This window comes from Pseudomonas sp. 2822-17, assembly GCF_002742485.1.
GTDB classification, from domain to species: Bacteria; Pseudomonadota; Gammaproteobacteria; order Pseudomonadales; family Pseudomonadaceae; genus Aquipseudomonas; species Aquipseudomonas cyclaminis.
Genome location: NZ_LJRZ01000300.1, coordinates 179,901 through 192,416 on the forward strand (window position 1 = coordinate 179,901; position 12,516 = coordinate 192,416).

Annotated in this window: 10 protein-coding genes; 3 read left to right on the plus strand and 7 right to left on the minus strand. The window is 61.6% G+C overall.

What is annotated here, in order from left to right:
• Positions 1 to 11: 11 nt before the first annotated feature.
• Together AOA60_RS06430 and asd are read left to right on the plus strand one after the other, a co-directional pair.
• On the plus strand, positions 12 to 827 hold the full coding sequence (locus AOA60_RS06430; protein WP_099583686.1) for a rhodanese-like domain-containing protein: 816 nt from the start codon (positions 12 to 14) through the stop codon (positions 825 to 827).
• A gap of 15 nt (positions 828 to 842) precedes the next feature.
• The gene (gene asd / locus AOA60_RS06435; RefSeq protein ID WP_099583687.1) at positions 843 to 1,703 is read left to right on the plus strand and encodes an archaetidylserine decarboxylase; all 861 of its coding nucleotides are present in this window, start codon (positions 843 to 845) and stop codon (positions 1,701 to 1,703) included.
• Between the two features lie 55 nt (positions 1,704 to 1,758).
• On the opposite strand, the gene serB is transcribed toward asd, so the two are convergent.
• Positions 1,759 to 2,973 (minus strand): phosphoserine phosphatase SerB, encoded by a 1,215-nt coding sequence (gene serB / locus AOA60_RS06440; RefSeq protein WP_099583688.1) that lies wholly within the window; start codon positions 2,971 to 2,973, stop codon positions 1,759 to 1,761.
• A gap of 133 nt (positions 2,974 to 3,106) precedes the next feature.
• Here serB and AOA60_RS06445 point away from each other — a divergent pair, with 133 nt between their 5' ends.
• Positions 3,107 to 4,633 carry an AhpA/YtjB family protein gene (locus AOA60_RS06445; RefSeq protein WP_099583689.1) on the plus strand — a complete coding sequence of 509 codons (1,527 nt, stop codon included), beginning with the start codon at positions 3,107 to 3,109 and terminating at the stop codon, positions 4,631 to 4,633.
• Positions 4,634 to 4,804: 171 nt separating this feature from the next.
• Here AOA60_RS06445 and AOA60_RS06450 read toward each other — a convergent pair whose 3' ends face one another.
• From AOA60_RS06450 to cpdA, 6 genes are all read right to left on the minus strand, one after another.
• Positions 4,805 to 5,515, minus strand: coding sequence for a membrane integrity-associated transporter subunit PqiC (locus AOA60_RS06450; RefSeq protein ID WP_178075326.1), 711 nt, complete (start codon positions 5,513 to 5,515; stop codon positions 4,805 to 4,807).
• 176 nt (positions 5,516 to 5,691) lie between these two features.
• Entirely contained in the window at positions 5,692 to 7,956 is a 2,265-nt protein-coding gene (gene parC, locus AOA60_RS06455; RefSeq protein WP_099583691.1) for a DNA topoisomerase IV subunit A, read from the minus strand.
• Between the two features lie 73 nt (positions 7,957 to 8,029).
• The gene (locus tag AOA60_RS06460) at positions 8,030 to 9,025 is read right to left on the minus strand and encodes an esterase-like activity of phytase family protein (RefSeq protein WP_099583692.1); all 996 of its coding nucleotides are present in this window, start codon (positions 9,023 to 9,025) and stop codon (positions 8,030 to 8,032) included.
• The gene (gene parE, locus AOA60_RS06465) at positions 9,025 to 10,929 is read right to left on the minus strand and encodes a DNA topoisomerase IV subunit B (RefSeq protein ID WP_099583693.1); all 1,905 of its coding nucleotides are present in this window, start codon (positions 10,927 to 10,929) and stop codon (positions 9,025 to 9,027) included. The genes AOA60_RS06460 and parE overlap by 1 nt, the downstream gene beginning before the upstream one ends.
• Before the next feature lie 54 nt (positions 10,930 to 10,983).
• Complete coding sequence (locus AOA60_RS06470; RefSeq protein ID WP_099583694.1) at positions 10,984 to 11,592, minus strand: YqiA/YcfP family alpha/beta fold hydrolase; 609 nt, start codon at positions 11,590 to 11,592, stop codon at positions 10,984 to 10,986.
• Between the two features lie 49 nt (positions 11,593 to 11,641).
• Positions 11,642 to 12,457, minus strand: a complete 816-nt coding sequence (gene cpdA / locus AOA60_RS06475) for a 3',5'-cyclic-AMP phosphodiesterase (protein WP_099583695.1) — start codon at positions 12,455 to 12,457, stop codon at positions 11,642 to 11,644.
• Positions 12,458 to 12,516 lie beyond the last annotated feature (59 nt).

Sequence of the window (12,516 nt, forward strand, 5' to 3'; positions counted from 1 at the left end):
GGAGACCTCACATGCCTGACTTCTCTGGCTTGCCGCTGGTGATCGAATCCAGCGACCTGCTCGGCAGACTGGATGCCGAGCACCTGATTCTGGTGGACCTCACCAGCGCCGCCCGCTACGCCGAAGGGCATATCCCCGGCGCGCATTTCGTTGACCCCAAGCGCACCCAACTGGGCCAGCCGCCGGCACCCGGCCTGCTGCCCAATAAAGCCGACCTGGAAAAACTCTTCGGCGAACTGGGCCACACGCCCGACGCCACCTACGTGGTGTACGACGACGAAGGCGGCGGCTGGGCCGGGCGTTTTATCTGGCTGCTCGACGTGATCGGCCACCAGAAATATCACTACCTCGATGGCGGCCTGCTGGCGTGGCTGGAAGATAAGCACCCTGTTTCCACTGATGTCCCAGCTCCGGTCGGCGGCCCGGTCAGCCTCACGTTGCACGACGGCCCCACCGCGACCCGCGAATACCTGCAAAGCCGCCTCGGCGCGGTCGACCTGGGCATCTGGGACGCACGCGGCCCGCTGGAGTACTCCGGTGAAAAGGTGCTTGCCGCCAAAGGCGGGCACATCCCCGGCGCGGTGAATTTCGAGTGGACCGCCGGCATGGACAAGGCACGCAACCTGCGTATCCGCCGCGACATGCCGCAAATCCTTGAAAACCTCGGGCTGACGAAAGATAAAGAAATCATCACCCACTGCCAGACTCACCACCGCTCTGGCTTCACCTACCTGGTGGCCAAGGCGCTCGGTTATCCGCGAGTCAAAGGTTATGCCGGTTCCTGGGGCGAATGGGGCAACCACCCCGACACCCCCGTTGAGATTTAAGGTTTAAGGACAGTTATGAAAAAGCAGTTGTTTATCCTCAGCCAGTACTTGCTGCCGCACCACCTGCTGTCGCGCCTGGCGGGCTGCATTGCCGAGTGCCGCGTGCGTTGGTTCAAGAATGCATTCACTACCTGGTTCGCCAAGCGCTACCAAGTGGATATGTCTCAAGCGTTGGTTGAAGACGTGACCGCCTACGAGCACTTCAACGCCTTCTTCACCCGCGCCCTCAAGGATGGCGCGCGCCCACTGGACCCAACTCCAGGCGCGGTGCTCAGCCCGGCCGACGGTGCGGTCAGCCAGCTCGGACCGATTGAACATGGTCGTGTGTTCCAGGCTAAAGGCCATAGCTTCAGCGTGCTGGAGTTGCTGGGTGGTGATGCGGCTGTAGCAGCACCGTTCATGGGCGGGGATTTTGCGACAGTTTATCTATCACCCAAGGACTACCACCGCGTGCACATGCCACTGGCCGGCACCCTGCGGGAAATGGTCTATATTCCGGGCCGCATCTTCTCGGTCAACCAGACCACCGCCGAAAATGTGCCGGAGCTGTTTGCGCGTAACGAGCGCGTTGCCTGCATCTTCGACACCGAGCGTGGTCCGATGGCCGTGGTGTTGGTGGGTGCGATGATCGTCGCGTCGATCGAAACCGTATGGGCTGGCCTGGTAACACCACCAAAGCGCGAGCTGAAAACCTTCCGCTACGACGAAGCCGCACGTGCGCCGATTCACCTGGAGAAAGGCGCGGAGCTGGGCCGCTTCAAGCTGGGTTCGACCGCGATTGTGCTGTTCGGGCCGGATCAGGTTAAGTGGTCTGAAGAACTGCTGGCGGGTTCGCCTGTGCAGATGGGTCAAGGCATCGCACTGCCGAAAGCCTAATTCCAGAGCGGTAAAGATCCAATGTGGGAGGGGGCAATCCCCCTCCCACACTCAGTTACAGCTGACCGTCGCGGTCGCGAAAGCCCAGCAGATACAGCACGCCATCCAACCCCAACGTCGAAATCGCCTGCTTGGCCGATTGCTTGACCAACGGCTTGGCACGGAACGCTACACCCAAGCCGGCAATCGCCAGCATCGGCAAGTCATTCGCGCCGTCGCCGACCGCAATGGTCTGCTCCAGACGCAAGCCTTCCTTGTGGGCCAACTCCTTCAGCAGATCCGCTTTGCGCTGTGCGTCGACAATCGGCTCCACCGCCACGCCCGTCACCTTGCCATCCACCACTTCCAGCTCATTGGCGAACACATAGTCGATGCCCAACTTGGCCTGCAATTGCTTGGCGAAGTAGGTGAAGCCGCCGGACAGGATTGCAGTCTTGTAGCCCAGGCGCTTGAGTTCGGCGAACAGGGTTTCGGCGCCTTCAGTCAGGCGTAGCGAGGCACCGATAGAGTCCAGCACGCTGACATCCAGGCCTTTGAGCAGCGCCAGACGTTCTTTAAAACTGGCGCGAAAGTCCAGCTCCCCGGCCATGGCGCGCTCGGTGATCGCCGAAACCTGCTCACCTACGCCCGCGGCCTTGGCCAGCTCGTCGATGACTTCCGCTTCGATCAGCGTGGAGTCCATGTCGAACACCGCCAGGCGACGGTTGCGACGAAATAGCGAGTCTTCCTGGAAGGCGATGTCGACATTCAGCTCCTGGGCCACGCTGAGGAATTCGGCGCGCAGGGCCTGCGGATCGGCCGGTTCGCCGCGCACGGAGAACTCGATGCAGCCCTTGCCCTGGTCAGCAGGCGTGTCCAGGGGCATGCGGCCCGACAGACGGTCGATATGGTCGATATTAAGGCCGTACTGCGCCGTGATCGAGCTGACGCGCTGCAGTTGTTCGGCGGTGACCTTACGGGTCAGCAACGTGACGATATGGCGCTTCTTGCCCTGGCCGGCCACCCAGTGCCGGTAATCCTCTTCGGATACCGGGGTGAAACGCACCTGTTGGTCGAGCTTGTACGCGGTAAAGAGGATGTCCTTGAGCACTGACGAGGCCTGCTCGGTGCTAGGGATTTCCACCAGGATGCCGAACGACAGGGTGTCGTGGATCACCGCCTGGCCGATGTCGAGAATGTTCACACCACCCTGGGCCAGCACACCGGTAATGGCAGCGGTAAGACCCGGACGGTCTTCGCCAGTGATGTTAATCAGGACAATTTCGCGCAAGGCGCACCCCCAGGCTGGAAAAAAACCGCATTCTACCCACTTTCAGTGACCATCGGGCACAGCCAGCGCTTTGCCGGTCTTGGGCCTGTCGCTATACTGCGCGTCAACTTCACGGACCGAGAGCCGAGCGCAAGTGAACCGGCCCACGCCAGTAAAAACCGATAACTTCTTCCTGCTGATCTTCCGGGCACTGCGCCACCGCCGTGTACCGATCGCATTACGCATCGCCAGCCATAACGTGATCCTGGTCGCCCTGGCCCTGGTGATCTATGCCTGTGTGATGGGTTTGCAGTTCAAACAGGCCATGCACGAGCAAGCCGACGCCCTAGGCGAGAGCCTGACCACCCAGACCGCCACCTCGGCGACTGAGCTGTTGGTGTCCAACGACATCCTCAGCCTCAACGTGCTGCTCAACAACCTGACCAAAAACCCGCTGGTGGCCCACGCCGCGATCTACAGCGTGGACAACCGCATCATGGCCGAAGCCGGGCAGCGCCCGAAAAACGGCCTGCTGGGTGAAGCCGAAGGTCTGTACCAGAGCAACATTACATTCCAGGATGTGAAAGCCGGCCAACTGCGCATCAGCCTGGACATGCAGCAATTCCAGCAGCCGATGACCATCAGCCTGCAAAGCATGGGCATCCTCAGCGCGATCCTGCTGGCACTGGCACTGGCCTTGAGCCTGCGCCTGGGCCGGCATATCTCCACGCCCTTGATGCAACTGCGCATCTGGCTGCGGGATATCGACGAACATACCCCGGCCACCGACCGCCAGGATGAGATCGGTGACCTCGCCCGCCAATTGCACGCCAGCTTCGCGCCGGAGCCAGCGCCCAAGGCTGAGCCGGAACCTGAGTTCGACGACACCGATTACGACGACGAGCCAGAGTTTGAAGTGCGCAACCTGCGAGATCCAGGCTTCGATGAAAGCGCGCCGGTGGCAGGTCTCAAACCCGCTACACGCAAGGTAATCCAGGCCGAAGAAGACGAGCTGGACGACGAAGACCCCTTCGCCGACCTGCGCGACACCTCGGTCAGCAGCCCGGCCATCGCGCCCAAGCCGGTACCGGCAAGGAACACCGAGCCCCAGCACAGCGCCGTACTGGCCGTGCAACTCGGTGCCCAGGACCAACTGCGCCGCCTGCCCCGCGCACGCCTGACCGAATTGCTGGAACGTTATCGCGATTGCCTCGACCAGGCCGCCTCGCTGTACCAGAGCGAACTGCACACCCTGAACGATGGCAGTACGCTGATGCTGTTCCACAGCGAAGACAGCGGCGAAGACTACCTGACCAACGCCATCTGCTGCGGCGAGTTGCTGCGCGCCCTGGGCCATGCCCTGCAGATCGAAGTGGCGGACAGTGGCATCACCCTGCAACTGCAACTTGGCTTGACGGTAGGTGACGACCTGTTCGGCATGAGCCAGATCGATCTGCTGCTGACCGAGATCGCCCAGGACGCCCTGGCCCTGTCGCAACACAGCCGCAACCTGCTGCTGGTGGAGCGCAAGATCAGTGAGGACACGCTGATCCGCCAACGCGCCCGCATCCGCCCGATTGCCAGCCCTGAAGGCGCAAGCTGTGTGGAGCGGCTGATGGAGCCGTACCCGTCGATGCTGGAGCGCCAATTGGCGCGGATGCACGAGACCCGCAAGCCCTGAAGAACACTGCAGGGCTAATGTGGGAGGGGGCTTGCCCCGATAGCGGTGGTTCAGTTAATGATGTGCCAACTTATACTCAGCCATCGGGGGCAAGCCCCTCTCCCACATTTAATCGCACACAAATAAAAAGGCCCGCTGAACGAGCGGGCCTTTTTATTTGTGCGATTCAGATCAGAACCTGAACACTTCCATATCCGTACGGATCGGCGTAGCCATCGGCATTTTAGGCTTCTGCGGTTCTGCTGGCCTGGCCTGCACCGCCGGGGCTTGCTTGCGCGGCGCCTCGGCAATCGGCGGCTGATTGGCCAATGGCTTGAGGGCCACCGACAACTGCTGCGCCAGGTTCTGCAACAGCACGCCCTGGGCCTGGACCTGCGACGCGGTAGTGCCGGCGTGCTGCTCCTGCAAATGCACGATGCGGCTGTCGCGCACCTGGCCACGACGGTCGATCAAGCGCCACTGCGCATCGAGGATCGCCGGTTGCGAAGCCCCCGAATCCAGCCGCGTAATGGTCAGCAAAACCTGCACATCCGGCGAAAAACCGGCGGGCGCAGGTGAGAGGACCACACGCTGGCTGTCCAGATGACCGGCCACTTGGCGCAGCATCAACTGGTTGATGTCGGACGACAAACTGCCCGCCCAACGACCATCGGTGGAACCTTGCAGGCTGCCGTCGTTCTGACGTTGCAGCAGGGTTTCGCGTTGCAGGTAGTCGGCGACAACCACCGGGCCCAGCAGAACCGCCATACCCGCACTTTGTGCGGGTTGCGCCGGACTTCCGCTGTCCAGCTGGTACAGCGACACCGGTTGGTGTGTGCTGCAACCCGCCAGCCCCAAAAGGCCAGCGAGCATCAAAAATAGAGGAAGGCGTGGAGCAGTCATCATCCCATCCAGGTGGCTGCCACAAGGCGAACCACAATGTAATACTAAAAATAACCTAAACACGCTCGGCCACGCCGGCGCTGGAAAGGCCATATCATCCGTGAATATGCGCCGTGACTCCAGCGCCAAAGCGTCGATCTACGCTTTAAATCGTAGATCGAGGGCTCTAGTACGCCTTAAACGGGCGTTTCCACCAGCAATGCGTCTACCCGCTGGAAACCTCGCGGCAGTTTATTACCACGCCGGCCACGCTCGCCCTTGTAGTGCTCAAGGTCATCGGGACGCAGCGACAGCGTGCGTTTACCGGCCTGAAGTACCAAAGTAGCGCCCTCCGGGATCACTGCGATGTCGGTCACGTACTCTTCGCGACTGGCCACCCGCTCCCCTGGAATACCAATAATCTTGTTGCCCTTGCCTTTGCCCAACTGCGGCAGATCGCTGATCTTGAACACCAGCAAGCGCCCTTCGGTAGTCACCGACGCCAGCCAATTGCTCTCACGGTCATCCACCGGTCGCGGCAAGATCACCTTGGCGCTGTTCGGCAGGCTCAACAGCGCCTTGCCCGCCTTGTTCTTGGCCTGCAGGTCTTCACCCTTGACCACAAACCCGTAACCGGCGTCGGAGGCGATGACATACAGCGAGTCATCATCCGGCAGCAGCACGCATTCAAAATTCGCCCCTGGCGGCGGCGTCAGACGCCCGGTCAACGGCTCGCCCTGCCCCCGCGCGGACGGCAAGGTGTGCGCCGGCACCGAATAGCTGCGCCCCGTGGAGTCGATAAACACCGCAAACTGGTTGGAACGCCCGGCTGCGGCGGTTTTAAAGCCATCACCCGCTTTGTAAGACAGGCCAGTGGCGTCAATATCATGCCCTTTGGCTGAACGAACCCAACCCTTTTCCGACAGAACGACGGTAATTTTCTCGTTAGGCAGCAGTTCGGTTTCTGTCAGCGCCTTGGCTTCAGCGCGCTGCACGATTGGCGAACGACGGTCATCGCCATAGGTTTCGGCGTCTTTGATCAGCTCGCTGCGCACCAGCTTTTTCAGCTTGGCTTCGCTGCCCAGCAGGGCTTGCAGCTTGGCTTGTTCCTTGAGCAACGCGTCCTGTTCGTCACGTAGCTTCATCTCTTCCAGTCGCGCCAATTGACGCAAGCGGGTGTCGAGGATGTAGTCAGCCTGGATCTCGCTCAGCTCGAAGCGCGCAATCAACTCGGCTTTCGGGTGCTCGGCGGTACGGATGATGTGGATCACTTCATCCAGGTTGAGATAGGCGATCAGCAAGCCATCCAACAGGTGCAGGCGGCGTTCGACCTTGTCCAGGCGGAATTGCAGGCGGCGACGAACGGTCTGTACGCGGAACTCCAGCCACTCCACCAGCAGGTTGCGCAGGTTTTTCAGCTGTGGCTTGCCGTCCAGGCCAATGATGTTGACGTTGACCCGGTAGCTGGACTCAAGGTCCGTGCTGGCGAACAGGTGCTGCATCAGCACTTCGTGATCGACCCGGCTGTTGGTCGGAATGATCACGATGCGGCATGGGTTTTCGTGGTCGGACTCATCACGCAGGTCGGCGACCTGAGGCAGTTTCGACGGTTTGGCCTGCATCAGCGCGGCGATCTGCTCCAGCACCTTGGCGCCGGACACCTGGTGCGGCAGCGCGGTGACAATAATGTCGCCGTCCTCGATGTGGTAGACGGCGCGCATGCGCACCGAGCCCTTGCCGGTTTCGTACATCTTCAGCAGGTCGGCACGCGGCGTGATGATTTCCGCTTCGGTCGGGTAATCCGGACCCTGGATATGCTCGCAGAGCTGCTCGACCGTAGCTTTTGGCTCATCCAGCAAACGCACGCAAGCCGTGGCGACTTCCCGCAGGTTGTGCGGCGGTACGTCGGTGGCCATGCCAACCGCAATACCGGTGGTGCCATTGAGCAGGATATTCGGCAAACGTGCAGGCAACACCAGAGGCTCGTCCAGAGTGCCGTCAAAGTTCGGACCCCAATCCGCAGTGCCCTGGCCGAGTTCGCTGAGCAGCACTTCCGAGTAACGCGACAAACGCGCTTCGGTGTAACGCATGGCGGCGAAGGACTTGGGATCATCCGGCGCGCCCCAGTTACCCTGGCCATCTACCAGCGTGTAGCGGTAGCTGAACGGCTGCGCCATCAGCACCATGGCTTCATAGCAGGCCGAGTCGCCGTGGGGGTGGAACTTACCCAGCACGTCACCGACGGTACGCGCCGACTTCTTGTGCTTGGAATCGGCATCCAGGCCCAGCTCGCTCATGGCGTAGATGATGCGCCGCTGCACAGGCTTGAGGCCGTCGCCGATATGCGGCAAGGCACGGTCCATGATCACGTACATGGAGTAGTTGAGGTAGGCATTTTCGGTGAAGTCAGCCAGCGACCGGCGCTCTACGCCGTCTAAGCTGTCTGCGAGGATGTCACTCATGCGGGCCTCATCATTGTTTGGTAAGGCGCAGCGGAAATGCCGCTGCGCCGGGTCAATTCAAGTGTTTGATCATTCACGGCTGGGCACTCCAGCCGCCGACCGGGGCGGCAAAACGATAGACCACCGGGCGTTTTTCACCATCGGCGCGGGGGCCGAAGTTGTTGTCGATACCCAGCCATGCGCCCTCAGCGTCCACCACCAGGGCTTCAGCCAGGCCATAGGGCTGGGCGTAACGCCGCTCGGGCGTCAGGGTTTCGTCGGCAAACGACCAGCACAGCTCAACCTTGGCCGTGACCGCATCGCGGCGGCAAATCTGGAACGCGTTGCGCTCCAGGGTGAACAGCTTGCCGTTGAACAGGGAAAGATCAGCGAAATCCTTGGACACAGCCTTGGCGTCGGTGAACTTCGCCGGCTGTACTTCCTGGCCGGCCTCACTCAACAACACGCACGCGCCGTCACAATCCCACAGGCTTTGCGGGCGCTTGATGGAAATCAAGCCGCGCCGCTCGCGCTCCGCCGCCAACCATATCTGATTGCCTTGCGGGTTCACCGCCAAGCCTTCGAACAAGGCATTGAAGTGCAGCAACATGCCACTGGCCCGCGCTTCACGCACCATGCCTGGGGCAATCTTCAGCCATTCAGGCGCGCCCGTGACCGGTACCTGCAGCACCGCCGCATGGGCTTCACTGACGATGTAGCGATTACCGGCGGCATCGCAGCTGATTCCTTCAAAATCCAGGTCGCCACCGCGAATGAACGAAGCAGCCTTGGTGCGCGAACGCAGCCCCCACGGCAGGCCGGATTCCGGCACGGGCGGGACATCGATTTTCAGCGTTTCGGCCTGCCAGGTCGGCGCGCTGATATCCAGGCGGTAGATCTGGTCGTCGTCACGGTCGGAAACCGTCCACAACTCCTTGCCGCACATAGCCAGCCCCGACAGGTTGCCGCCGCGCATGCCGTCCACCGGGTGCTCGGACACGAGCTTGAGCTCGGCCACGGGCGCAGCCACCACCGGGGTGGCCGCCAGCCCGCTCAACATCAGGATCGCCAGGGCGACGCCTGTGCGCATCAGCCCAGCACCTCGGCCAGGTTGCCTTTGGATTCCAGCCACGCCTTACGATCCGGCGCACGCTTCTTCGCCAGCAGCATGTCCATCATTTCCGAAGTGCCGGCGTAGTCTTCCAGGGTCAACTGCACCAGGCGTCGGGTGTTCGGGTCCATGGTGGTTTCACGCAATTGCGGCGGGTTCATTTCGCCCAGGCCTTTGAATCGCGTGACCTGTGGCTTGCCGCGCTTCTTCTCGGCAACCAGGCGGTCGAGGATGCCGTCGCGCTCGGCTTCGTCCAGGGCATAGAAAATCTCCTTGCCCAGGTCAATGCGATACAGCGGCGGCATCGCGACGTAGACGTGACCGGCATCCACCAGCGGGCGGAAGTGCTGTACGAACAGCGCACAGAGCAATGTAGCGATGTGCAGGCCGTCGGAGTCGGCGTCGGCGAGGATGCAGATCTTGCCGTAGCGCAGTTGGGCGATATCCGCCGAACCTGGATCAACACCAATGGCCACGGCGATGTTGTGCACTTCCTGGCTGGCCAGAACTTCACTGCCGTCGACTTCCCAGGTGTTGAGGATCTTGCCGCGCAACGGCAGGATCGCCTGGAATTCCTTGTCCCGCGCTTGCTTGGCGGAACCGCCGGCGGAATCACCTTCCACCAGGAACAGCTCGGAACGCATCGGATCCTGCCCGGCGCAATCGGCCAGTTTGCCGGGCAATGCCGGGCCCTGGGTGATGCGCTTGCGCTCGACCTTCTTGCTGGCCTTGAGGCGACGGCCGGCGTTGTTGATCGCCAGTTCGGCCAGGGCCAGGCCCAGCTCAGGATGCTCGTTGAGCCACAGGCTAAAGGCGTCCTTGACCACACCGGAGACAAATGCTGCCGCCTCACGGGACGACAGACGCTCTTTGGTCTGCCCGGAGAACTGTGGCTCCTGCATCTTCATCGACAGCACGAACGCGATGCGCTCCCACACGTCTTCCGGCGCCAGCTTTACACCACGCGGCAGCAGGCTGCGGTATTCGCAGAATTCGCGCATGGCATCCAGCAGCCCCTGGCGCAAACCATTGACGTGGGTGCCGCCCTGGGCGGTGGGGATCAGGTTGACGTAGCTTTCCTGCACACTGTCGCCGCCCTCGGGCAACCACAGCAGCGCCCAGTCGACCGCTTCTTTATTACCGGCCAGGCTGCCGCAGAACGGCTCGTTTGGCAGGCGTTCGAAGTCGCTGACGGAATCTTCCAGGTAAGAGCGCAGGCCGTCCTCAAAGTGCCATTCGACCTTCTCGCCAGTGCCTTTGTCTTCAAAGGTCACCAGCAGGCCCGGGCACAACACGGCCTTGGCCTTGAGCACATGCTTGAGGCGGCTGATGGAGAACTTCGGCGAATCGAAGTATTTCGGGTCCGGCGCAAAGTACACGCTGGTGCCGGTATTGCGTTTGCCCACGGTGCCGATCACTTCCAGGTCGGTGGCTTTGTAGCCATCGGCGAAGGTCATCTGGTACTCGTTGCCATCGCGCTTGACCTTGACCCGCACCAGCGTCGACAGGGCGTTGACCACGGAAATACCCACACCGTGCAAGCCACCGGAGAACTGGTAGTTCTTGTTGGAGAACTTGCCGCCTGCGTGCAGCTTGGTGAGGATCAGCTCGACGCCCGACACGCCCTCTTCCGGGTGAATGTCCACCGGCATGCCGCGACCATCGTCGGACACTTCCAGGGAGTGGTCAGCGTGGAGAATGACGTGCACCGACTTGGCGTGCCCGGCCAAGGCTTCGTCGACGCTGTTGTCGATGACTTCCTGGGCAAGGTGGTTCGGCCGACTGGTGTCGGTGTACATGCCGGGGCGTTTGCGCACCGGGTCGAGGCCCGAGAGGACTTCGATGGCGTCGGCGTTATAAGAGCTAGCGCTGGGAGTGGCCATGGGGTCTCGTCGTGAGTCGTTCGATTAAAAAGTAACCTGCGGTTTCCAAGGCAATTACAGTGCCGAAAAATCGAAGGATTGATACTGATCTGCGCCAATGCCGGCAAAGCTGAGCAGCGCCGGCAATTGCTGGGCGAACCCTTGGTAACCATGGTCGCCACCGGCCTGGATGCGCAAGGCACAGGCCCGGTAATACTGCTGGGCGAGGCGATAATCCAGGGTTTCATCCCCGGTCTGCAACCACACCTGGTAACGCGCCGCGTCCTGGGGCGCCGGCACTTCCAGCTCGGCCAGCGCCGTGACGTGGTCGTGGGTCAATTCCCAGGTTTCATCGGTGTAGAGGTTCTTCTGGGTGCCCAGGTAACCGTCGAACATCCGATGGGGGCTCACCGCCGGGTTGACCAGCAGCGCCTTGAGGCCATGGCGCTCGGCAAGATGGGTTGCATAGTAGCCGCCGAGTGAGCTGCCGACCAGCAGTGGCCGCCCCAGTTGGACAATGGCCTCCTCCAACTGAGGAATGGCCTGACGCGGGTGGTGATGCAGGGCCGGCACACGCAGTTGGTCGGCCAGGCCGAGGCTGTCCATCACGGTGATGAGCTGGCTGGCCTTGTTGGACGCCGGCGCACTGTTGAAACCGTGGATATACAGGATCGAAGCAGACATACCGGGCTCTCCGCGCTTGCGCCAAAAGGGCGCAGTTTACAGGTAAATCTCAGTAGCCGTTGCTACCGTAATCCACCATAAACGCGAAGCCGGCCAGCCGCTCTACACCAGTTTCCAACCGTCCGTCGGCATGCAAGCGCAGCCAACGATAGCCCGGCGCCTGCTCACTGACCTTGAAGTCCTCGCTGCCCGGTGCGAACTGGATGCAGGTGGACGGCGATGCCAGCAGGCGCACGCCGTTGCGCTCACGGTCGATTTCCTGATGCACATGACCCCAGAGTACGGCCTTGACCTGGGGGAAGCGGTCCAGCACGGCAAACAGCGCCTCGGGGTTGCGCAGGCCGATGGGCTCCATCCAGGCACAGCCGATGGACACCGGGTGATGGTGAAAGCACACCAGATGGTGACGGTTTGGCGCTTCGCTCAGAGCCTGAGCCAGTAGTTGCAGTTGTTGGTCTTGCAGGTAACCCGGCACGGAACCGGGTACGGCGGAGTCCAGCAGGATGACCCGCCAGTTGCCCACATCCACCACCGGCTCCAATAAATCGCTGTGCACGGCGGCGTGGGCCATGATTTGCGGTTCGTCATGATTACCGGGAATCCAGCGCGCCGGGGCGTCGATCTGCCGGGTCATGTCACGAAACTGCTGGTACGACTCCAGCGTGCCGTCCTGTGACAGGTCCCCCGTGGCCAACACCAAATCGATGTGCGGCTGCTGCGCGCGCACCAATTCGATGACGCCTTGCAGGCTGTCACGGGTATTCATGCCCAGCAGCGTGCCGTCGGCCTCGGCAAACAAATGACTGTCGGACAGTTGCACCAGCAATACCGGTGCATCGGGGTTCACGGTGGATACGCTCGGCAAGGCGCTCTCCCAAGGCAATCACAGGAATGGACAATTGGGGCGATTATGCTGGGGCAGAA